Consider the following 24746-nt stretch of genomic DNA (forward strand, 5'->3'; position numbering starts at 1 on the left):
TTTATAATAATTCCTGGTGTTTTGCATAATCGCGCCATTTACTTATACATTCCTGCATATCTTCAGGAATAGCACATTCAAACAGCATAAATTTTTGTGAAACAGGATGTATAAACCCCAATGTTTTGGCATGCAGTGCTTGTCTGGGTAAAATTTTAAAACAATTATCTACATACTGTTTGTACTTGGTAAAGGTTGTTCCTTTCAAAATGGCATCACCACCATATCTTGAATCGTTAAACAAGGTATGACCAATATGTTTCATATGCACGCGGATTTGATGCGTACGCCCAGTTTCTAATTTGCAAGATAGCAAGGTAGTATAACCAAATCGTTCTAAAACTTTATAATGTGTAACTGCTGGTTTTCCTTTTATGGCTTCATCACCTTCATAAACTGTGTTTTGTAATCTATTTTTGGGATGTCTGCCAATATGACCTTCAACCGTGCCTTCGTCTTCTTCTACATGACCCCAAACCAATGCGACGTATTCACGTTCACTGGATTTATCAAAAAATTGCTTAGAAAGATGTGCCATGGTAGTTTCAGTTTTCGCAACTACCAATAAACCGCTGGTATCTTTATCAATTCGATGAACCAAACCTGGACGATTGCTACTATTATTAGGCAAATTTTCGAAGTGATAAATAAGCGCATTTATCAAAGTTCCCGAATAATTACCATGACCCGGATGCACTACCATACCTGCTGGTTTGTTGATAACCAACAAATATTCGTCTTCGTAAACGATATCTAACGGAATGTTTTCGGGCGTTAGTAAATACTCATACGGTGGGTGCTGAAATAGCACTCTAATTTTGTCGTAAGGCTTAACTTTATAATTTGATTTTACAGGTGTGTCGTTTACATAAATACTACCTTCCTTTGCAGCCGTTTGAATTTTATTACGGGTGGCGTTTTCAACAAAATTCATTAAATATTTGTCTATTCTTAGCGGATTTTGTCCTTTCTCGACCGTAAATGCGTAATGTTCATATAATTCGTCGTCGTCCTGTTCTTCTGGGGTTTGAGCTTCTTCTAACATGGTTTAATTTTCTTGAGAAAAGGTTTCAGACTCGGTTTCAATTTCTTCTTCGTCACTGCTCCCAGGTCGTTTTCCGTTACCCAATACCAAATCAATTTTGGAAGTTAATGGCAATACATCACCATCTCTAAGCTTGGTGCCTTTATAAGACATTTCTAAAACTTCATCTTTGCCAATATCATTTATGTAGATGATGTTTCCAATTTCAAACCCAACCGACTCTAATGTTGGTTTTGCCTGACGAAATGTGCGTCGAACGACATCTGGAACCTGAACCTTTCTGTATCCAGAAGGATTCAGAATTAAATAAATCTTTCGGTCTTCTTTTACAGATTCGCCAGCTAATGGATATTGTTCAATGACTGCAAATTTTGGATAATTCGGATTATAATTAGCCGAATCTTGAATTTCCATGCGCAATTTTAAATCCTTTAATTCAATATTAACGGTTGCCAAAGATTTTCCTTTAAGGTTCGGAACCTGAATAAATTCGCCGTGATTAGTCGTGACTTTAAGCCAAGAAAGTATCAAAAATGCTAAAACTATAGTGGCGACAATTGCTAAAATTATGTGTTTTAAAAAAACCTTACTGCCTAAAAATTTAATAATACTCATGAATGTAAATCTATCTGAAAGGGGAATTTATAATTAGTTGTAAATATAAACATAAGCTTTTAAAAACGTCATATTGTGCTTTTGAATTGTTCTGAATTAAAAAAACGACCCGTATTATCTTAAAATTCCATTAATAATAATACCTTAGCTTTTATGGAGTATAGTTACGTTTTTAATGACTGAATAGACGTGCTTCATATTAATAAATTCATAGTTTTCTTTTCAATATGATAAAAAATATTGCCATTATTATGGGAGGCTACTCTAGCGAATACGAAATTTCGCTTAAAAGTGGCAACGTGGTGTATGAAATGCTTAATCCAAATAAATTTAAAGCATTCCGAATTCATATATTTAAAAATAAATGGGTGTATGTTGATGATCAAAATGTCGAGCATCCTGTAAATAAGGATGATTTTAGCATTATAGAAAATCAAACAAAAATTCAGTTCCACGCTGTTTTTAATGCCATTCACGGCGCACCTGGCGAAAATGGATTTATGCAAGCCTATTTTGAATTGCTTAACATTCCGCATACCAGCTGCAACATGTATCAGGCTGCACTCACTTTTAATAAAAGAGATTGCTTGAGTGTGCTAAAACCTTATGGCATAAAAATGGCCGAAAGTTATTACCTGAATTTAGGCGATGTTGTAGACGTAAACACCATTGTAAATACCGTTGGATTGCCCTGTTTTGTGAAGGCAAATAAAGCTGGAAGTAGTTTCGGAATTACAAAAGTTTACAAGCCAGAAGAAATACAAAACGCCATTGATGTCGCTTTTAAAGAAGACGACGAAATTATTATTGAATCGTTTCTGGACGGTGTTGAAGTCTCGGTTGGTGTGATTACTTATAAAGGTAAAATTATGGTATTGCCGATAACACAAATTATTAGTGATAACGATTTTTTTGATTATAAAGCAAAATATCTCGGACAATCTAAAGAAATAACACCAGCGCAAATACCTGAACATTTAGCCGAACGCGTACGTGCTGTAGCAAAAAAAGTATATGAAGTACTTCAATTAAAAGGCTTTAGCAGAAGCGAATACATATTTAAAAACGGCGAACCTCATTTACTAGAAGTGAATACCGTACCCGGTTTAACCAAAGCAAGTATTTTACCGCAACAAGCAGCAGCAGCCGGTATTAGTCTTGAAGCTTTATTTGAAAACGCTATTGATGAATGCTTGAGACAAAAAAGTCAATAATCATAACCGTTATTAATTATTATCTTTGAAAAACATTACTTTAACCTGAAACAAATGAGACGCGCACTATTTCCTGGATCTTTCGACCCGATAACACTAGGTCATTACGACATTATTTTGCGCGGTGTGCATTTATTTGATGAAGTTGTGGTCGCCATAGGAATTAATGCTGAAAAAAAATACATGTTTTCCTTAGAAAAAAGAAAACAATTTGTAGAAGAAGCTTTTAAAAACGAACCAAAAGTAAAAGTGGTTACTTATAAAGGTCTAACCATAGATTTTTGCAAAAAAATTGATGCTCAATTTATATTACGTGGCTTGCGAAACCCGGCCGATTTTGAATTTGAAAAAGCAATTGCCCATACCAACAGAAAACTTTCCAAAATTGAAACTGTGTTTTTGTTAACAGCCGCAAGAACATCCTATATCTCATCTTCCATTGTGCGCGATGTTATAAGAAATAATGGTGATTTCACGGTTTTGGTGCCAGATAGTGTGAAGGTAGCTAAATAAATATAAGTCATCATAACACAATCACTAAATCAAGTTGTTTTTTTTAGCTTTTTGCACGGCTTCTAATTTATTATGAACTTGAAGCTTTTTATAGATATTTTCAATATGCTTTCTAACCGTAGATGGCGATACAAACAAGTTTTCTGCAATATTTACATAATTTAATCCTTTTGCCAACTGTTCCAACACATCAATTTCACGATTGGTAAGTTTTAAGTCTTCTTGATCTTTTTGATGTTCTATGGAGGCTGGATTTCTCAATAATTTTAAAGTTTTCAAAGCGATTGAAGGATTCATCGCAGCACCGCCATTCAGGGTTTCTAATATGCCATTATACAAGTCTTGTGGTTTAATTTCTTTCAATAAATAGCCATCGGCACCAGCTTTTATGGCGTTAAAAATGTTTTCGTCATTATCAAAAACCGTAAGCATCACGACCTTTATTTGCGGGTACTTTGTTTTGATGATTTCGGTGGTTTCAATGCCATTCAAAACGGGCATTTCAATATCCACAAGAATTAAATCTACATTGTGATTGTCATTTAATTGCTGCAGCAATTCAGAGCCATTCATGGCAATAAATTTTATTTCAATAGCATCAAAAAAAGATAGTTTTTCCTGAATAGCCTTTATCAAGAAACTATTGTCGTCAACAATTCCAATTTTAACTTTCATAAGCTTATAATTATACAGCAATTTAACCGAATATATTCAATGATAACATACGCTATTTGCCGTATTTAATAATGAGTTAAAGTAACTTCAATGCTTGTACCTTTATTTGGCTCCGATTTTAAACTAAAACTGGCATTGATGTCTTGGGCGCGCTTTTTCATATTTTGAAGTCCATTTCCAGAGGTAGTTGAAAGGGTATCGAAGCCAATTCCATTATCGTGAATGGTAATTTTTACCAGAGATTCACTAGTCTCTAAGTGCACTTTAATTTCGTTGGCTTTAGAATATTTTAAGGCATTATTTACCGCTTCTTGCATTATTCTATAGAGGTTCATTCCTGTTACCGATGAAAACAAAACTGTATCATCCATTTGATGCGTAAAATCAAAACTGATGTGGTTATTACTCACATTGGCCTTATCAATAAAATTTGAGATACGCGATTCAAAATCTTCCACAGAAATAGTATCCTTATTCATAGCCCAAATGGTATCGCGTAGTTCGTATATAGTAGCGGTTGTAAATTCGCTAATAGTTTCCAATTTGTAATTCAATTTTTCGGGTAACTCAAATCCGTATTTCAAATTGTCAATAGACGAAATGATAAAGGTTAACTGCGCACCAATATTGTCGTGTAAATCTCTTGATATGCGAAGGCGTTGTTCCTGTAAACGGTTTTGGGTTTCAATTTTTAATAGCGCATCTTTTAATTCATTTTCCTTCCGAAGTTGATGATTTTTGAGCTTTTGTTGGTTATATAATAAGTAGCCAAGCAAGCCAACTACCACGGCAAATGAAATAAGACCATAGATATAGTAATTCTTTTTGTTGAGCGCTAACTCTTTTTCTGCCAAATTAGCCCTTTGGCTTAAAATCTCCTTCTCCTTTTTTTCAGTTTCATACTGTATTTCGAGTTCGGCAACCTTGCTGGTAGTTTCAAGATTTAATATACTATCATTAACGTTAATATAGGCACGCAAATAGTTTAATGCTTCTTTAGGATTATCCTTTAATTCATAATAAGACACATAACTATCCAAAGCCTGCTTAATATCAAAAATTGTTTTGGTTTTTTTCGCGTAATAATAAGCACTGTCTATATAGGTTTTGGCTGTATTCGGCTGCTTAGACTCAAGTAAAATTTGTGCAATATTATTATAACTGGCACCCAATCCAGACAAATTACCTAACGATTTTTCTATAGCCACAGATCTATTGAAATAATACAAGGCCGAATCTATTTCGGTTAAATAATAAAAAACAGCACCAACATTATTAGCCGACTCAGCAATCCCTTTTTGATCCTCTAAAGCTTCCTCTATTTTTAATGAATATTTAAAATACTCTAGTGATATATCTAATTCGCCTTCATTGGCAAACAATATTGCCAAATTGTTGTAAACTTCCGAAAGACCCTTTTGGTTATTTAATTCCTCAAAAATTACCTTCGCTTTATTGTGATACTCCTTTGCTTTTTCAACGAAACCTAAATAACTATAAACCATGCCAATATTATTACTTACGGTGGCTTGTTCACGTTTTGAACTGGTTTTTTCATAAATGCCTAAAGCAAGGAGATAATTTTGAAGTGAGGATTCATAATCACCTAAACTACGCATGGCTACACCAATATTATTGTAAGCCGATGCGGTTGTGAGAGAATCTGTTACTATATCCAATGCCTCTTGAGACAAGGATTTTGCCTTTTCAAATTGTCCTAAATCCCTTTGTACTATGCCTAAATTGTTCTTGGATTTTCCAATACCTTGTATATCCTGCTTGCTTCTTGCATAATCTAATGCCTGCTCGAGAAGTTTTAAGGCCGAATTCGGGTCTTGCTTATAAATTGACATGGCTTCATTATTAAGACTGTCAACCATTTCTTGTGACCAACTGAAACTGTAACTCAAAAAAAGAAATAAAATAAAAAACTGTTTCAACATGAGACTTGCAATAGTTTATGAAGGCTTTTTGAAATTTAAAATAATACGCGTTCCCTTGTCTAAAATAATAAAAAATGACTTGTGTATATTTTTGTAGTAAACTTTTTTAAGTTATGAAAACCATTCACTGTTGTTAAAAGAATACTTTCAAAACTCAAAAAAAAGTTTAAGGATTTAAACTTCTTTTTTCAAAATAGAATAAAAAAAGCATCAGAAAATAAGTGTTTTTGACACACTCAGCTTAACTGACGCTTCTTTATAAAATTGATTAATAGCATTACGAATATAGAACTTAATGGACTTGTCAGATTTTTTTTTCGATAAGTGGCAATTAAAAAAGTTAAAGGGTGAACTCGAAATTTTACAACTAAAATGTTGAACATTTCGTCGAACTTGTTTATTTCAAACTATAAGCATATATGGTGCTTCCGTTTGCTTTGTAAAATAATGTACCACCAAATTCATCAACCTCATATTCAGGTTTTTTATCTTTAAGTACGATTTCCTTTTCTACTTTTCCAGTATCTTTATTCACCTTTACTAAACCAATACCATCATCTAATTTTGTTAAAATAAATTGTGAGTTTTCAGTAGCTGATGTAGCCTTGAATCGGGTTGATAAATAATCGAAGGATGCACTGGCAATATTCGAAAACATATCAGCAGCTCGTTTGGCATCTTTTCCATAGTCATTATAGCTACTTAAATCGTTAACGCCTCCATATCCAGTGCGATTTGCTCCTGCGGCAGCACTCATTGAAACCATCATAGCCGTAGTCGCTACCGCAGTTAAACCACCCATTATTTTACCAAAAGTACTTCTGCCTGGAGATTTGTAGTATTCATGATATACTTGACTACCATCAAATCCAATAACACTCATATTTTGATCTGAAGACAAGAAAATTCCTTGTTTTCTGATTTGCATTGTACTCGGTGATTCCTTTTCATCAAACTCGCATTTTGCAAAATCGCTCACATTACCAGAATTTTCGTCAATAGCCATAATCTTTCCATCAGCAGCAATTAAATAACGGTTATTAGTTGCATCAAAAGTAGAAGCTACCGAGGATGCACTTTTATATTTTAATGGTTTATTCCAAACTGCGTCGCCTGTTTTAAGATTCACAATATTGGCGTCCTCACTTGTAATATAAATAAGCCCCTGTGGAGACTCGGCCATCACCAAAATATTTTCTCCCGTTTTTAAGGGTTTTTTAAATAAGGTTTGGCCATCAAATGAAATTTTATTGATTCCACCTTCATAAATACCAAACAGGATACCATCGTCCATTACGTAAAAATGCTGCACATAACCTTTTGTTTTTGGGGCTTTATCCCATAAATCTTCACCGGTAGCCGCACTAAACATGGTGATTTTAGATTCAGATCGGGCCGATAACGCACTATTTCCACCAGTAACGTCACTTACAACCGCTAAACCTTGTGGTAAAATTTGAAAATTAGATACATTGCCTTGCACTTTTCTATCGTCTTTCCAAAGTTCGGCACCGTCACTGCCAATTTTATGGATACGGGTATTTTTTCCATTGGCAGTCGTTTCAAAACCATAAATCTCCTTCTCTGTCTCATCGGCAACTAGCCAATTGATACCTTTAATTTTTGTTTGCCATAAATCGTCACCGGTATGCGTTTTTGCAATTAACCCTTGTGCAGTGGGAATAATTAAAAATTCATTCAATAATAATGGTACACCCGTTACACTAAAATCTTTTACAGCACCTACTCTTCCAGGCTTATCTAAAAAGAAACTATAATCTAATTTAGAAGTACTTAAATCATAGACAGCCAATTTCGGAGTCATTTTTTCAAACTTATCACCTTCTTTTTGAATACCACTAACAATTAATTTGTTTTGTGGAAGTATCACATTACAAGTGTGAATTTGATTCCAATTATCGTTATCAGAATTGAAAATAACTTTGCCTAAAACATAGTCTATAACAGCACGTTTGGTTTTTGTTAAGCCTGCCAACCTTGAACCTGCTCCCTGAGAAACAACTATGTAAGGTGAATTTGGTATAAATTCTGTTTCTTCTGGTTTTAACTTACCAAAATCATTAAAGGTAAATATTGCTGCGCTTTTTTTTGGGTCGATACCCGCTAAACCATCATTAGTGGCCACCACCAAAATACCTGCTTGTGTTAAGGTCATTTCATTGATACTTGCACCTAAATCATAGGTCATATCTGGTGCTTCCGCTTTTTGCGCCATCAAACTACTACTAGCGATACATAATATCAAACAAATAGTTGAACTAATAATTTTATATGTTCTCATAACAATTCTAATTAATGGTTAATGACACATTAAATGCACCCTCAGTAATTGTCTTAACACTATCGTCTTGTGGATTTTTTGCAGTGTATTCAAAGTTACCAGTTATGCTACCTGTGCCTTCTTCAGTAATGGTAATTGATCCCACAACGGCAGAATCATAAGGAGCTTGCCAGGTTTGCGTGTCCTGAGGATTGTTGATATTAACTTCAACATACGAACCTACAACCGCAACACTATTTGGTCCGCCGATATCATAACTACCTTCACCTGCGTAACCATTGATAACAAGTGCAATAGTCTTGCCGCTGGCATCATTACCTTGAACCGTTAGGGTTGAAGTACTGCTTGCATTGACCTTATTAGCCACCGAGGTGATTTCTAAGGAACTAAAATTAGCACCATCTATTTTCGCAGTAACAATACCCGAGGTCGGTGCGCCATTTCCGCCACCGTCATCATCGCTTGAACAAGAAGTGAATGAAAGTGCCGAAATAGCAATGATAATAAACATAAATTGATGAATCTGTTTCATAATAAATAATTTGTGGTTAATAATGAAACAAAAATGCAACCTAGAAGGCGGCTAAACAATACGACAAATGCCGTATTTTAAAATGAAATGTGACTAACTATTTGTTTTAGTTGAAGTTGTTCCTCTTCTAAATGAGTTTTAAACTTACCATAAGCATCGGAATTAGGTTGAAAAGCCTTGTGTTGAAGTCCTTTTTGAACAGTTTCAACTCGTGCCATTAGGGTTTCAACATCTTTTGAAATCCAAGCTTCCCAAAATCTTTTCCAGATGTAATCAACGGCCAAATCGTTTGGATGAATCATATCCCGACTGTAAAATCTGTAATCGCGTAATTCGTCCATCATGATTTCATATGATGGAAAATAATGACAATTGGATGACCTTGAAATCACAGCGTGCAAAGCTGTGAATAAATGCGACTTGCTCAAAGTATTTTCCACAAACCCATCTTTGATATGTCGCACTGGAGAAATGGTGAAAATGATAGTGGCCTTCCGATTTATATTCTGAATCTGAGCGATGATATGTTGAAGTGACGTCTCAATATCCAAAACGGATAATAATTTTTTTTGAAATTCCTTTTGAGCCACCTTATGACAGTTGGCAACATACCTACCTGATGCCAATGCTTCGTAAACCCAAGCTGTTCCCAGCGTGATAATGATATGCGAAGCTTTATGTAGCTGTGCAAAAGTAGCTTCCAATTGTGTATTGAGTGTTTGAATTAACGCATCCGGTGATGCATTACTCAACTTTGAATGCGTGTCAAAAGAATGCCATAAATCCTGATGAAAAAAAATATCACTTGAAGTATACTCCTTTTTGTCTAAGGCATTTACAACCAACCGCTCAATGACTAAAGGATGAAATAGAATACCAAAGGGGTTTTGAAAATTTTTAAATTTGAAATACTCAAACTTAGATCCCATATTTTCAGCAAAACAAGAACCTAATAAAACTACATCAGACTGATAGTCTATAGGTTTATTGCCTGCTTGAATTGGTATTTTGGTGCTGAGTTGCATAGGGTTTGCGAATTTTAAAGTATTTTTTGGTAAAATTAAACAATCTTTTATGAAACAAAAGTCTAGTTTTAAAGGATGCGTAAATTCTAAAAGAAAATTCTGTTTTTCTTAAAAGAATCTTAAATTTTGTGCCATTAGGTATTGGATCATTTATTTTTTATTTCTAACTTTTTGCCTTTAAATCCATTAATCTAAAATAATATGCAAGCACCAAGCACCAAGCGACTTTAAAACATTTGACAGACTAAAAATTCCACTCAAACCGCTATTAAGGTTTAATATCACTAACTTACTTACTAAAATCATCGTGGTGTTAATTTTATTAAACTATTCTTGTCAAAAGGACGAGATTTTCACACAAAATGAACCCAATGGTCAGAAAAAAATTAGTAGAATTAATTTTGAAGAATTCAAAAAAATCAATACAAACAAGGATTTAATAAACGCCATAGAAAGTCATGCTGATTTTAATTTTGAAAAATCTGAGAGTGATTTATTTAATCGAAATGAAGGAGAAAACCAATTTATAATTCTAACCGATGATATTGTAATGATAACGGACAGTATATATAATCATTACACTTTTAAAGTTTTAACGGAATCTGAAGGTTATGATTTCTACAATTTAACTTTAAAAACCGATTTAGAACACAATACCGTTGACAATAAATTTTTAAAATACACGCCTACCGAAGCATGGTTTCATAACCCTGAACAACCTTACGATGGTTTTGTTGAGTTAATTGATAGTAACATTCTAAATCTTGAACAGTTATCATCAGGTCGTTCCTCTGGAATTTGTGTGGTAAGCCTCGAAATTGTTTGGACTTGTAATTTTGGTAAAAATCACGCACCTGGCGAGGGTACATCATGTACGGAATGGGATTGGGATTTAGATATTACTTACGGTTCTTGCCCAGAAACTATAGATGCCGGTGGTTCAGTTGGTGGAGGCACAGGTAGTGACGGCGGAGGCGACACAGGCGGAAACACAGGGAATCCCGGTGGTGATGGCAACTCAACAGGTAGCACAAAACCTACGAAACCATGCGATAGTCAATCTACCGGTTTAACAGATCTAGACGGATGTAATCCAGCGACTGGAGATGATGACGACTGTTCCGTTTCAGATTTGGATTTCAATTCATATTATAGTCAATTTTCTCCTTTTCAGGTCGATTTAATTGATGTAAGACCAAGTTGTGAAGGAATTTCCACAAGTGATATTGACAACGATAAATTTATGTGTTTATATAATAAGCTAATCCAAAGCAACAAATTCAAAACATTATTTCTTAACACATTTGAAGAAAGCCAAAATTTAAATGTAAAATTTAAGTTGTCCGATACATTAAGCGTAAATGGTATGGCAAAAGCAGCACAAGGCTCGACTATAAATTCACAAACTGGTGATTTGCTATTGAATGTAGAAATCTATATCAATTCAAACTACCTAGAAAGTGCTTCCTCAATAGCAGTAGCTAGAACAATATTACATGAAAGTATTCATGCCTATTTAATATTAAAACATCTTAATTGTAATTTAGGTACGCCTTTTGAAGAATTGATTGATGATATTAACAACAAATCCTTAGAAGAATTATTAAACTATTATTATGAGACAGCATGTCCTTTAGAAGAGCAACATGAGTTTATGTTCGATAAAATGATACCAGCTATGTCAGAAATTTTAGCAGATATTAGAGATTCGTTAATACCGTTGACACATAGACAATTGGCGGAATCAGATACTTCTTTTAAAGATGAGAATAACCCTTATGGACCAACAGTTCCATGGGATTGGAATAATTTTTACAAATATTTAAGCATGGCTGGTTTACAAAATACTGATACCTTTCAATGGAATATACCGCCAGGCAGTCACCTTGAAGAAAATTTTCAGAAATATGCAATAACCTATGGTCGAGATAGTTTTAGAAAAGAGTGTAATGAATAAAGCATTTACAATACAATATTATTTAACAATACTTTTATTGCTAGCTACACAGCAAAATGTATTAAGTCAATCTAATACAGTTATAATTTTGTTTGACGAAAATGATACAATGCAAGTTAAAAGGTCATCTCAAAGCCCTGTTAAAGAAAATCTAGAAAATGATGTTTTATATCAATTTCATCTTAAAAAGTTTAGTGAACATTCTACCCAACACATTTTAAGATTTAGATATAGTAAATATGCTGATTTTGATGACAAATTTGCCAATAAGCAAGTTTTGTACTTAAAAGTATCAAAATCGTTTTTACGAAAAAATAAAGACATCATTATCACAAAGCGCCAATTAGATGAAATGGGATATGAACAAGCTATAGAATCATTTAAAAATGCCAGTAAAATTTTACTTATTGATAAATCAGATTTTACTAAAAAACATTTAATTATTAAAGAGCTGTTGTTTTCATATCCAAATATAGAATAAGCTTTAAAGTCTCTAATCAAATAAAGCCAATGTTTAAAAATTCAGAACATTGGCTATTTATAAATCATGAAAAACACAATCATAATAGTCTTTATTACAACTTTGTTCACCTGTAAGGCTCAACAATCAACTGTAAGCTTACACAATTCAGCCGAGGCATTCGGTATAAATGGATACTATTATAAAGATTTTAATAATTATTTAAATGTGTTTGAGGACACTTGGGTCTATACCAACGGTAACACCTCATTAACAACTACACTTCAAAAAAAGGCAATGGTTCACGTAACTACCTCAGATTTAAGTTCAGATTATTATACTGATGTCGTTATTGGAGAATATAAATTCATTGAAAATGGTATCGAAAAAATTAATACGTTACAGAATCTCCTCAATAATTATTCAGACCCATACGATTACAATATGGTTATGACCAGTGTTTCTATATCAAGCGATATTAACACTTGTATAAATTGCCAACCAAGGGATATTTATTTAAGAGGTAGTTATAGTGAGCCCAACTGCGACCGTTGGATGAGTCCGGTTTTAAGCATGAGATATTTTGTTGAAAATGGGGTTGAGAAAATACTGTTATACTTTAATTCAGGTGAAAGATTTATGACTGACATGTATGGTAATCCACCTCCATGTAATGAATATGCCTTGCCGTTTGGTGAATATATTTTAATCAAACAAGATTAACCAATATTAATTTTTACAACTTACAGAGCCATTGTTGTAAAGTCAGCAATGGCTCTTTTTATATGTAAATATAAACGTATTTGTTTGACACGGATTACAAGCTTGTCTGCCGAAAGGCAGGAATTTTATTTTCAACCTTATAGAATTTACTCACTTATCCGTGATTATCCGTGACACGAGCGAAGCGAACTGGCTAAGCAAATCTGTGTCTCAAAAAAAGTATGTAATTTAAAACTCTGGGGCAACTACGTGAAAGCGCTGTGCAACCCTGCCTGCCTGCCGGCAAGTCTGCGATACAACTAAATCAGCCCACTAAATGTTAAACATAACTTTCCGCCGCCTTCAAAGCCTCAGCAATCCCTTCTGGATTCTTACCTCCAGCCGTGGCAAAAAATGGCTGTCCACCGCCACCGCCTTGAATAAATTTTCCTAATTCCCGAACAATGCTTCCAGCATTCAGACCTTTATCAGCTACCAATTCCTTTGAAATATAACAAGATAACACCGCCTTACCATCCTGCGCCGAAGCCAATACTAAAAACAAATTATCTACATTCGACCCCAAATCAAAACTCAGGTCTTTAATCGCAGTCGCATCTAAATCAACAGCTTTCGCTAAAAATTGAACCCCGTTTTTTAACTTAAGCTCTTCTTTTATTCCTACCTGTAACTGCTTGGTCTTTTCTTTTAACAACTGCTCTAATTGTTTTTTTAGGGCATTGTTTTCATCTTGTAAGTTTTCAACGGCCTGAATCGGGTCTTGTGCATTATTCAATAAACTTTTTACCTCGTGTAATTGATCATGAGCTTCAAAATAATATTGCTTTACTGCCTGATTGGTAATGGCCTCAATACGTCTGATTCCCGAAGCCACAGCGCCTTCGGATACAATTTTAAAATGCCATAAATCGGAAGTGTTTTGTACGTGTGTTCCACCACATAATTCAATAGATTTACCAAACCTTATGGTACGTACCGTATCGCCGTACTTTTCACCGAATAAAGCCATTGCACCTTCGCTTACAGCCTGTTCCATTGGAATATTTCTTTGTTCTTGCAATGGGATTTTCGCTTCTATTCTATCATTCACAAAATTTTCAACGGCAACCAATTCTTCTTTACTCAATTTCGAAAAATGCGAAAAATCAAAACGAAGTTGTTTGGCACTAACCGCACTTCCTTTTTGCTCAACATGAGTGCCTAAAATATCTCTTAAAGCCTGATGCAACAAATGGGTTGCACTGTGATTACAAGTAACGGGTGCTCTAAAAGTTTCATCAACTTTTGCAGTAAAATTTCCTTGTAAATGCTTTGGTAGTTCCTTGGCAAAATGAATAATCACATTGTTTTCTTTCTTCGTATCTAATATATAAGTGACATCGCCATTCATTGCTTCTATGTAGCCCTTGTCGCCTACTTGTCCGCCGCCTTCTGGATAAAAAGGCGTGAGATTAAATACCAACTGATACAGTTCTCCGTCTTTTTTTGACACAACCTTCCGGTAACGTGTAATGGATACTGTCGCAGATAAACTATCATAGCCTACGAATTCTTCATGTGCGTCGTCCTTCAAAATAGTCCAGTCGTCTGTGGTCATCTCACCTGCAGCCCTTGAACGGTTTTTCTGTTTTTGCATTTCAACCTCAAATCCTGCTTCGTCTATTTGCTTGCCGTTTTCTTTTAAAATAAGCGCAGTTAAATCTTTAGGAAATCCAAAAGTATCGTACAATTCAAAAACGCGTTCGCCAGCTATTACTGTTCCTTTTTCTTCTTCTATCATACGGTTCAGCAATACCAAACCTTGATCTAAGGTTTTTAAAAAGGAATGCTCTTCTTCTTTTATGACATTTGTAATAAGCGCTTGCTGCGATTTAAGCTCTAGGAATGCTTCGCCCATGGTTTCAGTTAAAACCCTAACCAACTTATAGATAAACGGTTCTTTCTGATTTAAAAAGGTAAAAGCATACCTTATAGCGCGTCGCAAAATACGTCTTATCACATAGCCTGCTCCTGTATTGCTCGGTAATTGTCCGTCGGCAATAGAAAAGGCCACCGCACGAATATGATCAACAATCACCCGAATAGCCACATCGGTATCTGTTTGGCTACCGTATTTTATATCTGAAATGGTTTCAATTTCCTTAATAATTGGCGTAAATACATCGGTATCATAATTCGAGGTAACTCCTTGTAATACCATGCACAACCGCTCAAATCCCATACCAGTATCAATATGCTTGGCTGGCAAGGGTTCTAAACTACCGTTGGCCTTGCGATTGTACTGCATAAATACCAAATTCCATATTTCAACTACCTGCGGATGGTCGTGATTCACCAAGCTTTTACCATCAACCTGCGCCTTTTCGTTCGCACTTCTAATATCCACGTGAATTTCACTACAAGGCCCACAGGGCCCTTGATCACCCATTTCCCAGAAATTATCCTTCTTGTTGCCCATCAATATCCGGTCTTCTGGAACAAAGGATTTCCATAAATCATAAGCCTCACTATCCATGGGTAATCCATCGTCATCACTGCCTTCAAACACGGTCACATAAAGAATATCCTTGTCTATCTTATAAACTTCGGTCAATAATTCCCAAGCCCATGCAATTGCCTCCTTCTTAAAATAACCACTATCCGGATTGGTAGGATCACCAAAACTCCAATTGCCTAGCATTTCAAAAAGTGTATGGTGGTAGGTATCGTAACCAACTTCTTCTAAATCATTATGCTTACCGGAAACACGTAAACATTTTTGGCTGTCAGCTATGCGGTTACTTTTAGGTTTGGCGTTTCCTAGAAAATATTCTTTAAACGGTGCCATTCCAGAATTTACAAACATTAAAGTAGGATCATCCTTCACAACCATAGGCGCCGATGGCACAATAGTGTGAGATTTCTGCTCAAAAAATTCTAAAAATTTACGTCGTACTTCTTGAGATTTCATAGGCTGATGATACTGCTAACAGTTGTTAAATTACATTTAATGCGAAACAATCTTTATATTTGTTCGTTAACTTTGTTTAAGCGCGATAAATTGGCGCTTTCAACAGTGCAAAAATAGTATAATTTAGTAAATGAGTAAGGTAAAATACTACTACGACCACGAAACACTAAGTTACCGTAAAATTCAGCGAAAAAAGCGCACAACCGTTAAATATGTTGCGCTATTTATGCTGGCTTCGGCGCTTTTCGCATTTTTAATGATTTTTATTGCCAGCCAGTTTATTGAATCGCCTCGTGAACGCGAAATATCTAGAGAATTATCTAACATGCGACTGCAGTACAAACTTCTTAACAAACGATTGGATGAAGCCTACGCTGCACTTGAAAATGTTGAAGAAAGAGACAATTCAATCTACCGATTGTATTTTGAAGCCAACCCGATTCCCTTAGAGCAACGACGTGCTGGTTTTGGTGGTATCAACCGTTATAAAAAATATGAAGGTTACGACAACTCAAAACTTATCGTTGAAAGTAATAAACGCCTCGATGTTCTAGAAAAAGCCATTGTGGTACAATCTAAATCCTTAGATGAAGTAGCTGTTTTAGCTGAAAATAAAGAGAAATTTCTTGCCGCAATTCCTGCGATTCAACCGGTAAGTAATGAAGATTTAACCAGAATGGCTTCTGGCTATGGTTTTAGAACGGATCCATTCACCAAAGCTAGAAAATTTCATTACGGTATGGACTTTACAGCGCCACGCGGAACGCCAATTTATGCGACAGGCGATGGCATTATCGAACGTGCCGATAATAGCGCCACGGGTTACGGAAAACATATTAGAATTGACCACGGCTACGGATACGTATCGCTTTATGCGCATTTGTATAATTATAATGTGAGAGTGAACCAACGCGTAAAACGTGGCGATTTAATTGGCTACGTCGGAAGTACGGGTCGCTCAGAAGCACCGCATTTGCACTACGAAATTTTTAAAGACGGCGAACGCATTAATCCTATAAACTTCTATTACGGCAACCTATCACCAGAAGAATTTGATGAGCTGTTAAAACGCGCGTCGCTTGAAAACCAATCTCTCGACTAATCATGTATATTGAACTAGCAGAAAAACGATATTACAGCATTGGCGAAGTAGCCACAGCTTTTAATGTTAATGCGTCGCTATTGCGCTTTTGGGAAAAGGAATTCGACGTTTTAAAACCAAAGAAAAACGCCAAAGGCAACCGAAAATTCACACCGGAAGACATCCAAAACCTAAGGTTAATTTACCATTTGGTAAAAGAACGTGGCTTCACCCTTGAAGGCGCAAAAATTCACCTCAAAGAAGAACGTAAAGAAAGTTTATCTAATTTTCAAATTATTAGTAAATTAGAAGGTATCAAACAACAACTCATCAATATAAAAAATCAACTCTAAAACTTATCATCATGAAAAAATGGTTAATCCCTGTAATTATTATTGCCGTAATTGGGATAGGGCTCTATTCTTGGGCAAAAGGATTTAATAATACTGCTGTTGAACTAAAAGAAACTGCCACTAAAACATGGGGTGATGTAGAAAGTAGTTACCAACGTCGTAACGATCTTATAGGCAATTTAGTAAAGACAGTGCAAGGTGCCGCCGATTTCGAAAAAAGTACCTTAGAAGCGGTGATCAAAGCCCGTGCTGAAGCGACGAAAACAACCATCGATCCTACCAACATTACCCCTGAAGATTTAGCTGCATTCAATCAAGCCCAAAGTGGTTTGAGCAGCGCTTTATCGAGACTACTGGTAACGGTTGAACGTTATCCTGATTTAAAAGCGAATCAGAATTTCCTTGAATTACAGAGCCAGTTAGAAGGCACAGAGAATAGAATCAACGTAGCACGTGATAGATTCAACGGAGCCGTGGAGCCTTACAACAAACACATTAAAACCTTTCCTAATACCATATTAGCAGGATTGTTCGGTTTTGAAGATCTCAATTATTACAAAGCAGAAGCTGGCTCTGAAATAGCGCCCGATGTGGAGTTTGATTTTAATTAAAATCTAAAGTGTTTGTAAACTAACGTGCTATAATCATAAAATCATTGTCAAATGTCGAATATCGAAGATTTTTTATCAATCACAGACGAATCACAAATCATTGATGCCATTAGAAAAGCCGAAGCTTTAACCTCTGGTGAAATTCGGGTGCATATAGAAAGTCAATGCGAAAACGACCCATTCGATCATGCCATGGAAGTCTTTCATGAGCTAAAAATGGACAATACAAAACTTCAAAACGGCGTTTTGATTTATGTGGCGGTCGACTTAAAACAATTTGTAATTTACGGCGACAAAGGCATCAACGATGCGGTTCAAGTTGGATTTTGGGATAGTACACGTGATGCCATGCTTGTACACTTCAAAAAAGGAGATTTCAAACAAGGTCTTATAAAAGGCATAGAAGAAGCAGGTACCGTGCTTGCTGAATATTTTCCTTGGAAACCTGGCAACCAAAACGAACTGCCTAACGCGATTTCAAAAGGATAAAAATAAGCGCAAATGAAACCTATAGGTCATGCGAAACCTCAATTGTTTTCAAGTCTAACTAAGCTTCTAATAATTGGAGTCTTATGGCTTGGTAGCAGCCAGATGTTGTTGGCGCAATACACTATTCCTGATAAACCCAAAGAACAAACAAGCGTTTATGATTATGCCAACTTATTAGACGCTAACGAAAAAACCAATTTAGAACAAAAGCTAATTCGTTATTCCGATACTACCTCAACGCAAATAGTAATTGTCGTAATAGAGAGCACCAAAGGTGAATACATCAACTATCTCGGTGCGCAATGGGGCGAAAAATGGGGTATTGGTCAAGCTAAGGAAGACAACGGAGTTTTGATTTTATTGGCATTAAACGATCGCAAAATTGGAATTAATTCAGGTAAAGGTGTAGAATATCTCCTCACCGATGCCATGAGCCGACGCATTATCGAACGCGATATCATTCCTTTCTTTAAACAAAACGACTATTACGGAGGACTTAACCGTGGTACCGACGCAATTTTTGAAGTCCTTACTGGCGCCTACCAAGGCACAAGGCAAAGCGACGAGGCGCCATTCCCTTATGGTTTTTTCATGGTCATGTTTATCGTATTTATCATTTTTATCATTGCAATTTCAAAGACAAAAAACAACCATGGCGGCTCAGGCGGTCATCGACGTCAAGCAGGTAGTTTGTTAGATGCCATTATTTTGAGCAACATGGGACGAAGCAGTTACGGAAGACGTTCAGGTGGTTTTGGCGGAGGTTTTGGTGGCGGAAGCTCTGGTGGCTTTGGCGGTGGCTTCGGTGGTGGTAGTTTTGGTGGTGGTGGCGCTTCTGGCGGTTGGTAAAAATTTGCTTAGTTTACATAGTAGAATACCTCACATAAGACCTCACAGGTTTTGAAAACCTGTGAGGTCTAGTTTTCTAAAAACTTACTAATTAAATTTAACTGCTTTATAGTTTTCCAGCAGAAATTCTTACAAAGAATTTCCATAGCAATTATCAATCAATAAACATAAAGTTACCATCATTAGTATTTCCTTTCTTACCCAAGGTATTAAACTTCCAACTAAAATTCAGCATAAAATACTGCCTTAAAACCGTGCTCTGGGTGTCTTGTATAAAATCACCAGAAGCGATACGTCTGGCATTGGTGTTTTGATTTAATAGGTCGTAAATTTTTAAAGTGAGAATCGCTTTGTCTTTTAAAAACGTATAAGCCAAAGTGCTATTCCAAAACCAAGCACTGCGCTGAAATCCCTCTGCGACATTCGGATTGTAATTAAAGGCAATATCATTCCGCCACTCAAACTTCTTTGGAAAAAAAGTTGCCGTTCCTAGTCGTAATGAATGACTCACAAAGGTTTGATTTTCGATATTCTCAAGGTCAAATCTATTATCCGTAAAAGTCAATCTATAATTAGGTCTAAACTCAAATAATTGCTTCCAATTGAAGGTGAAACCCAAATTCGGACTTAGATTAAAATTGGTTGAATTATACTTAACGTCATTATTAAAATTCACTGCATTTGCAAAACTACTATAAACCCCAATATTAAATTTTAAGGTTTTCAAAGAATCTATTTTTATGCTGCGACTCGTACTTATATCACCATATAGGTCATAATTGCCATCCACGTTTTCGTAAGTTGTGTTTCTAACAAAATTCTCGTCGATGGTGGTTTTGGCTATGGCTCTGTCGGTATCTACATTTAAACTAAAATAGCTATAAAATCCTGTGCCTTTTTCCCAATCAAAATTATTCAAACTGATATATAAATCGTGCGAATTGGTTGGCTTTAAATCTGGGTTTCCAGTGATGATATTGAGTGGATTATTGACGTTTTGAAATGGCTGAAGTTGATTGACACTCGGCGGCCGATTCGCCAAATTGTACCATAAATAAATACTGCCCTTTTCGGAAAAGTTATAATTCATATTCGCCTGAAGTTCAACAGCATTGAAATTGCGATTCAAACTTAATTCGGGACGAAGCTGATCGCTGTTTTCCAAATTACGCAACACATAACCAACATCAACAGAAGTTGAAAATTTTTCTTTGCGATAGCTCAACTTGACACTCGGCTTATTAACCCTATTAGTATTGGTGAAATCAGAGCTCAAGTCAGTATTAAACTGAGAAAATGTTTCACTATTCTCATCAAAATCAAAGGTGCTGTTTTGATTTACCTCATTGTTATAACCATAACTATATTTCATATCCAAAGACAGAATTTTGCCAATTAACGGAAGCCGGTAGGTAACATTCACACCCAAATTATTGACCTTATCATCGCGTTGCGTAAATTGATTCCTTATAACATCGTCTTGGTTCTCATCCTCAAAACGAGCTTCAGATTGCAGGAAATTTTCTGCTTTGCCTGTATTAAATTCTGTATCAAATCCAAATTTTAAAAAACTGCCATTGCTGCCAAAACGCTTGGTGAGGTCCATTCGATTTCTAAAATTTCGACGTTCGTTTTCAGCAAAAGTAATGGCTTCCGAACTGTTGGTCAATTCGTTATTAGCATTAAAAGTTTCTTGAGTATTACTGCTACTTGATTGAGAATTCCCATAAGAAAAGGCAGGTCTAATATTAAGCAATAAGGTAGAATCTAACTTCACGTCTATCCGCGTGTTGAACGCATGATTTTGGTTATCAGTCAAGTTACTTCCGGTGGAGTTGGTGAAAAATCTATTGTCAGCCAAAATGGTTTCTCTATTGGTGATACTTTCGTTTTCTGAATCACTTCTACTGTAGAAATAATCAGAGGTGATGTCAACTCCCTTAGTTAAAACATCAGCATAATTAGCACCAATATTAGAAGAAGTCACAATGCCTTCGCCACCGCCAAAACTTCTGCCATCAATATTAAAGGAACCATTGGAGCTCACCGACATAAAACTGGCATTGCCAAACATTTTCTGAATTTCACCAAAACTGAATCCCGGCGAATTGATATTGTTGCCACCAGCCAAAACACTAATGCGACGGTCGTTATTAAAATTGTTGTAGATACCAGCAAACTCATAACGGTCGTCGGTACCAATACCTGCCGCCAACCTACCAAATTGACCTTTGTTGTTTTCTTCTTTTATGGTAAGATTAATGGTTTTACTTTTTTGATCGCCTTCCTCACCAGCAAAAGCTTCAGCATCGGTTTTGGTATCAACTACCTGAACTTTCTCAATAATTTCTTTGGTTAAATTTCGTGTAGCAATGGTCGCATCATCTCCGAAAAACGGTTTGCCATTCACCAATATTTCTGAAACAGGCTTACCGTTTACCGTAATGTTGCCTTCTTCATCTACTTCAACACCAGGTAGTTCTTTCAATAAATCTTCTACTGTGGCGTCTTGTTTGGTTTTAAACGAACTCACATTGAATTCTAAAGTGTCCTTTTTTATGGTAATAGGCGCACGCGATTTCACCAAAACAGCATCCAATAAATTGGCTGGCTTCATGGTAATGTTTTTTAAATCGGTAATGACGTCCTTGAAATTGATAATGGACGTGTAAGGTTCATACCCCAAATAGGAAACTGTTAAATTGCAACGTTCATAAAAGGTCTTGCCTTCTAGGTTGAAAGCGCCATTTTTATCAGAAATAGTGTAACTGATAAGCGTACTATCTTTTATAGTTTCTAGGTAAATAGTAGCAGATTCGAGAGGTAACTTTTCATCTTCTGAAATAATAATTCCAGATATTTTATAAGATGAATTTTGAGCGGAAATTAGTGAAACGAAACAACATAAAATAAGCGTAACAACAAATTTACTGTTCATTAATTGATTGATTGACGATTAATTATGTACAAGAAACGAAAGCTTTTGTAATTTCGTATGAATTTTCTTTAAAAACATCAAAATTTTATCAAGTAATCAATTTCAAAGCGGAAAAATTATGTGATCACACATAGAACAAGCATAGAACAAAAAACCACTTACCTCATAAATCAATCTTTGACACAACGAACAGAAAAACCTGAAGCTTTTGATATTGAGAAACCAATAACAACTATGTTTTCATCTGATAATCTAAACAATAGAGCGTTTTCTTCTTCAAACTCTTGTGAAGTCCACCAATAACCTTCTAAGCCTACTGAAGAAAAATTATTACCACTATTAGAAAAAGAACCACCTGGTAAGGCACTAAAGCCAAATTCATTAGTTGCATTTTCATTGGGGAATGCCCATTTATTAGTGTCTGTTTTGATCAGTAAATCAGCATTCGCTTCTCCGCCAATAAAATTCACGAGTTCTTGCCACTCTGCATTGCTTGGTAAATGCCATCCATCAGGACATATACCTTGTATGCCACTAGGATTTTCGATACTACTTAATGCACCATTCATAGCAGCAGGATAGTTATATAACACCCCATAAATATTGAAATTTTCAGTTCCTTTGGCATTATTTACATCCGAACCAAAAAAATCATTTACATAAGAATAGGGCGTTGTTAAGGATCCCATATCAGGGCCTACTACAATAGGTAAATATTTTAAATTCTCAGCCATCCAAACTTGGTCACCAATAGTAACCGTTTGGTAAATAGTGCCATCACGGGCATCGGTAAAACTGCTCGTTGGTAGGTTGCCGTCGTCGTTATAGCAAGACTCAATCAAAATCGTAAAAGAGCTGACCAATAGTATCAAATAAAGTAAACGCTTCATAGTCACATGGTTTATTATAAGATAGATATGTTAATATATAAGTTTAAAGTTAAGCTATTCCCCTGTATTCAAATTATTATCACTTATAAAATCTTATTGGACATAACTTTAGCTTTTATAATCATTATGAATCAAGAGTAAATCTAAAATATTAATCCATAACTCTATTATTTACAAAATATCTTGCTTCACGTTCAAGAAAATTCGTTTCAAAATTTGGGTTGATGACTGCTAGTGTCCCATCTAATAAAAAATTAAAGTCAGTATAAAAAATTTTATGGTAGCTATTTAACCATTTATAATTAGAATTAAATTTTTTAGTCGGCTTATCTAAAAAGGTATTTACTCCTGAAAGACTTTCATATTGGTAAACATGAATAATTTCGTGAGCTACAATTTGATTTTTTGATAACATAGATGTTTCTTCTATTCTATAAAATATAACATTAGCAGCCGTCATACCGTCAATTACAAAGCCGTCACGATTGGTTGTCATTCTATTATTTATAAACACGAAATTTCCCGTTTTCAAAGAAGTTCTGAAATCTAAATTACCTTGTGTAAAACCATAAACGGCAGCACCTAATGAAAATGGCATGATTCTATAATCTACCTTAAATTTATCTTTGGTATAAAATTGCAATCGGTTAAACCCGATATTAAGGTGCCATACTTCCCAAAAATTAGTGTTAAGAGCTGCATTTTCGATTATAGAAGTACCTGCACTATTTATCAACTTAGACGGCCAAACAAATGCATAATTCTCAGTTTCGGCAAATTTTCCAATTAATCTTTTACTTTCAAACACTAAATAACCACCAAAGGCACCTTGATATAAACCTTTTAAAAATACTTTCCCTGTTTTTTCTTCCGGTTTTTTATTGATTATGGCACCTAATCCACCAACAACAGCACCTAAACCTATATTGGCTAAACCTGCCTCAACATCATTGCTCTGTCCTTGTACCTGACTGGAACACAAAAGACAGAGCATGAATAAAGCTACTATAAATTTAAAATTATTTAAAAAGTACATTGTTAACTACAAAGTACTAAATTAATTATTTACACCTATTTGACTGGGATCTTTAACTAAAATTATTGGTAAACCTTGGAGAAACTGAAAAACGTATTTGCACAATTCACAATAAATGTTTTCAATCACTTTATACCAATGTATATAAATAATTTGAACAAAGAATAAACAGAAAAGTTAATCAAAAAAAATTACTTCTTCCGCATATAAATACTAATCGGTACACCATGAAAATCAAATTGCTCACGTAATTTGTTTTCTAAAAAGCGTTTGTATGGCTCTTTTACATACTGCGGCAAATTACAGAAGAAAGCAAATTGTGGCTGAGGTGTTGGTAACTGCGTAATGTATTTGATCTTAACATATTTACCTTTAAGTGCAGGCGGTGGATTGTTTTCTATAATAGGCAACATCACATCATTTAAAACACTGGTTTTTATGTTTTTCGATTTGTTTTTATACACCTCAACAGCAGTTTCGATAGCTTTGAAAATACGCTGCTTGGTTAACGCCGATATAAAAATAATAGGCACATCGGTAAAAGG

21 protein-coding genes and 1 pseudogene are annotated in these 24746 nt (G+C 35.3%); 10 read left to right on the forward strand and 12 right to left on the reverse strand.

Annotated features, from left to right (window positions below; translation table 11 throughout):
* Nucleotide 1 precedes the first annotated feature (1 nt).
* Both V7Z48_RS05500 and V7Z48_RS05505 read right to left on the reverse strand, forming a co-directional pair.
* The gene (locus tag V7Z48_RS05500; RefSeq protein ID WP_334112399.1) at nucleotides 2-1045 is read right to left on the reverse strand and encodes an RluA family pseudouridine synthase; all 1044 of its coding nucleotides are present in this window, start codon (nucleotides 1043-1045) and stop codon (nucleotides 2-4) included.
* Nucleotides 1046-1048: 3 nt separating this feature from the next.
* Nucleotides 1049-1660 carry a PASTA domain-containing protein gene (locus tag V7Z48_RS05505; RefSeq protein WP_334112400.1) on the reverse strand — a complete coding sequence of 204 codons (612 nt, stop codon included), beginning with the start codon at nucleotides 1658-1660 and terminating at the stop codon, nucleotides 1049-1051.
* Nucleotides 1661-1887: 227 nt separating this feature from the next.
* Between V7Z48_RS05505 and V7Z48_RS05510 the strand changes: the two genes are divergently transcribed.
* Together V7Z48_RS05510 and coaD are read left to right on the forward strand one after the other, a co-directional pair.
* Nucleotides 1888-2874, forward strand: coding sequence for a D-alanine--D-alanine ligase (locus tag V7Z48_RS05510; protein ID WP_334112401.1), 987 nt, complete (start codon nucleotides 1888-1890; stop codon nucleotides 2872-2874).
* A 54-nt stretch (nucleotides 2875-2928) separates the two neighbouring features.
* On the forward strand, nucleotides 2929-3387 hold the full coding sequence (coaD, locus tag V7Z48_RS05515; RefSeq protein WP_334112402.1) for a pantetheine-phosphate adenylyltransferase: 459 nt from the start codon (nucleotides 2929-2931) through the stop codon (nucleotides 3385-3387).
* Between the two features lie 24 nt (nucleotides 3388-3411).
* On the opposite strand, the gene V7Z48_RS05520 is transcribed toward coaD, so the two are convergent.
* The 5 genes from V7Z48_RS05520 to V7Z48_RS05540 all read right to left on the reverse strand — a co-directional run bounded on the left by V7Z48_RS05520 (nucleotide 3412) and on the right by V7Z48_RS05540 (nucleotide 9864).
* A complete protein-coding gene (locus V7Z48_RS05520) occupies nucleotides 3412-4062 on the reverse strand; it encodes a response regulator transcription factor (protein WP_334112403.1) in 651 nt (216 codons plus the stop codon).
* Nucleotides 4063-4127: 65 nt separating this feature from the next.
* Complete coding sequence (locus V7Z48_RS05525; RefSeq protein WP_334112404.1) at nucleotides 4128-5972, reverse strand: tetratricopeptide repeat-containing sensor histidine kinase; 1845 nt, start codon at nucleotides 5970-5972, stop codon at nucleotides 4128-4130.
* Between the two features lie 430 nt (nucleotides 5973-6402).
* Entirely contained in the window at nucleotides 6403-8307 is a 1905-nt protein-coding gene (locus V7Z48_RS05530; RefSeq protein WP_334112405.1) for an outer membrane protein assembly factor BamB family protein, read from the reverse strand.
* A 7-nt stretch (nucleotides 8308-8314) separates the two neighbouring features.
* Entirely contained in the window at nucleotides 8315-8839 is a 525-nt protein-coding gene (locus V7Z48_RS05535) for a DUF6252 family protein (protein WP_334112406.1), read from the reverse strand.
* Nucleotides 8840-8916: 77 nt separating this feature from the next.
* Nucleotides 8917-9864, reverse strand: coding sequence for a GSCFA domain-containing protein (locus V7Z48_RS05540; protein WP_334112407.1), 948 nt, complete (start codon nucleotides 9862-9864; stop codon nucleotides 8917-8919).
* A gap of 310 nt (nucleotides 9865-10174) precedes the next feature.
* On the opposite strand from V7Z48_RS05540, the gene V7Z48_RS05545 reads away from it, so the two are divergent.
* From V7Z48_RS05545 to V7Z48_RS05555, 3 genes are all read left to right on the forward strand, one after another.
* Entirely contained in the window at nucleotides 10175-11821 is a 1647-nt protein-coding gene (locus V7Z48_RS05545) for a hypothetical protein (RefSeq protein WP_334112408.1), read from the forward strand.
* Nucleotides 11814-12302 carry a hypothetical protein gene (locus V7Z48_RS05550; protein ID WP_334112409.1) on the forward strand — a complete coding sequence of 163 codons (489 nt, stop codon included), beginning with the start codon at nucleotides 11814-11816 and terminating at the stop codon, nucleotides 12300-12302. Before V7Z48_RS05545 ends, V7Z48_RS05550 begins: the two co-directional genes overlap by 8 nt.
* Nucleotides 12303-12368: 66 nt before the next feature.
* On the forward strand, nucleotides 12369-13004 hold the full coding sequence (locus tag V7Z48_RS05555) for a DUF6705 family protein (protein ID WP_334112410.1): 636 nt from the start codon (nucleotides 12369-12371) through the stop codon (nucleotides 13002-13004).
* 319 nt (nucleotides 13005-13323) lie between these two features.
* Here V7Z48_RS05555 and alaS read toward each other — a convergent pair whose 3' ends face one another.
* Nucleotides 13324-15954, reverse strand: a complete 2631-nt coding sequence (gene alaS, locus V7Z48_RS05560; RefSeq protein ID WP_334112411.1) for an alanine--tRNA ligase — start codon at nucleotides 15952-15954, stop codon at nucleotides 13324-13326.
* A 130-nt stretch (nucleotides 15955-16084) separates the two neighbouring features.
* Here alaS and V7Z48_RS05565 point away from each other — a divergent pair, with 130 nt between their 5' ends.
* Genes V7Z48_RS05565 through V7Z48_RS05585 form a run of 5 tightly spaced genes read left to right on the forward strand, consistent with a single transcriptional unit; the run spans nucleotide 16085 to nucleotide 19337 of the window.
* Nucleotides 16085-17056, forward strand: a complete 972-nt coding sequence (locus tag V7Z48_RS05565) for a M23 family metallopeptidase (RefSeq protein WP_334112412.1) — start codon at nucleotides 16085-16087, stop codon at nucleotides 17054-17056.
* Nucleotides 17057-17058: 2 nt separating this feature from the next.
* The gene (locus tag V7Z48_RS05570) at nucleotides 17059-17388 is read left to right on the forward strand and encodes a MerR family transcriptional regulator (RefSeq protein ID WP_334112413.1); all 330 of its coding nucleotides are present in this window, start codon (nucleotides 17059-17061) and stop codon (nucleotides 17386-17388) included.
* Nucleotides 17389-17399: 11 nt separating this feature from the next.
* Nucleotides 17400-17999, forward strand: coding sequence for a LemA family protein (locus V7Z48_RS05575; RefSeq protein WP_334112414.1), 600 nt, complete (start codon nucleotides 17400-17402; stop codon nucleotides 17997-17999).
* Between the two features lie 51 nt (nucleotides 18000-18050).
* Nucleotides 18051-18488 (forward strand): TPM domain-containing protein, encoded by a 438-nt coding sequence (locus tag V7Z48_RS05580; protein ID WP_334112415.1) that lies wholly within the window; start codon nucleotides 18051-18053, stop codon nucleotides 18486-18488.
* A 12-nt stretch (nucleotides 18489-18500) separates the two neighbouring features.
* Nucleotides 18501-19337, forward strand: a complete 837-nt coding sequence (locus V7Z48_RS05585; RefSeq protein WP_334112416.1) for a TPM domain-containing protein — start codon at nucleotides 18501-18503, stop codon at nucleotides 19335-19337.
* Between the two features lie 154 nt (nucleotides 19338-19491).
* Here the strand turns inward: V7Z48_RS05585 and V7Z48_RS05590 are convergent, their stop codons facing one another.
* From V7Z48_RS05590 to V7Z48_RS05605, 4 genes and pseudogenes are all read right to left on the reverse strand, one after another.
* Nucleotides 19492-22275, reverse strand: coding sequence for an outer membrane beta-barrel protein (locus V7Z48_RS05590; protein ID WP_334112417.1), 2784 nt, complete (start codon nucleotides 22273-22275; stop codon nucleotides 19492-19494).
* Nucleotides 22276-22445: 170 nt separating this feature from the next.
* Nucleotides 22446-23165, reverse strand: a complete 720-nt coding sequence (locus V7Z48_RS05595) for an FISUMP domain-containing protein (RefSeq protein WP_334112418.1) — start codon at nucleotides 23163-23165, stop codon at nucleotides 22446-22448.
* A 151-nt stretch (nucleotides 23166-23316) separates the two neighbouring features.
* Entirely contained in the window at nucleotides 23317-24159 is an 843-nt protein-coding gene (locus V7Z48_RS05600) for a hypothetical protein (RefSeq protein WP_334112419.1), read from the reverse strand.
* Nucleotides 24160-24392: 233 nt separating this feature from the next.
* Nucleotides 24393-24746 (reverse strand): annotated as a pseudogene (locus V7Z48_RS05605) (ribosome biogenesis GTPase Der); the annotation flags it as partial.

Source organism: Paucihalobacter sp. (assembly GCF_036825875.1).
Classification (GTDB): domain Bacteria; phylum Bacteroidota; class Bacteroidia; order Flavobacteriales; family Flavobacteriaceae; genus Paucihalobacter.

Coding starts and splice junctions, on each gene's coding strand:
- V7Z48_RS05500 (WP_334112399.1), bottom strand. CDS start 1,045: ATGTTAGAAGAAGCTCAAACCCCAGAAGAACAGGACGACGACGAATTA.
- V7Z48_RS05505 (WP_334112400.1), bottom strand. CDS start 1,660: ATGAGTATTATTAAATTTTTAGGCAGTAAGGTTTTTTTAAAACACATA.
- V7Z48_RS05510 (WP_334112401.1), top strand. CDS start 1,888: ATGATAAAAAATATTGCCATTATTATGGGAGGCTACTCTAGCGAATAC.
- coaD (WP_334112402.1), top strand. CDS start 2,929: ATGAGACGCGCACTATTTCCTGGATCTTTCGACCCGATAACACTAGGT.
- V7Z48_RS05520 (WP_334112403.1), bottom strand. CDS start 4,062: ATGAAAGTTAAAATTGGAATTGTTGACGACAATAGTTTCTTGATAAAG.
- V7Z48_RS05530 (WP_334112405.1), bottom strand. CDS start 8,307: ATGAGAACATATAAAATTATTAGTTCAACTATTTGTTTGATATTATGT.
- V7Z48_RS05535 (WP_334112406.1), bottom strand. CDS start 8,839: ATGAAACAGATTCATCAATTTATGTTTATTATCATTGCTATTTCGGCA.
- V7Z48_RS05540 (WP_334112407.1), bottom strand. CDS start 9,864: ATGCAACTCAGCACCAAAATACCAATTCAAGCAGGCAATAAACCTATA.
- V7Z48_RS05550 (WP_334112409.1), top strand. CDS start 11,814: ATGAATAAAGCATTTACAATACAATATTATTTAACAATACTTTTATTG.
- V7Z48_RS05555 (WP_334112410.1), top strand. CDS start 12,369: ATGAAAAACACAATCATAATAGTCTTTATTACAACTTTGTTCACCTGT.
- alaS (WP_334112411.1), bottom strand. CDS start 15,954: ATGAAATCTCAAGAAGTACGACGTAAATTTTTAGAATTTTTTGAGCAG.
- V7Z48_RS05565 (WP_334112412.1), top strand. CDS start 16,085: ATGAGTAAGGTAAAATACTACTACGACCACGAAACACTAAGTTACCGT.
- V7Z48_RS05570 (WP_334112413.1), top strand. CDS start 17,059: ATGTATATTGAACTAGCAGAAAAACGATATTACAGCATTGGCGAAGTA.
- V7Z48_RS05575 (WP_334112414.1), top strand. CDS start 17,400: ATGAAAAAATGGTTAATCCCTGTAATTATTATTGCCGTAATTGGGATA.
- V7Z48_RS05580 (WP_334112415.1), top strand. CDS start 18,051: ATGTCGAATATCGAAGATTTTTTATCAATCACAGACGAATCACAAATC.
- V7Z48_RS05585 (WP_334112416.1), top strand. CDS start 18,501: ATGAAACCTATAGGTCATGCGAAACCTCAATTGTTTTCAAGTCTAACT.
- V7Z48_RS05590 (WP_334112417.1), bottom strand. CDS start 22,275: ATGAACAGTAAATTTGTTGTTACGCTTATTTTATGTTGTTTCGTTTCA.
- V7Z48_RS05595 (WP_334112418.1), bottom strand. CDS start 23,165: ATGAAGCGTTTACTTTATTTGATACTATTGGTCAGCTCTTTTACGATT.
- V7Z48_RS05600 (WP_334112419.1), bottom strand. CDS start 24,159: ATGCTCTGTCTTTTGTGTTCCAGTCAGGTACAAGGACAGAGCAATGAT.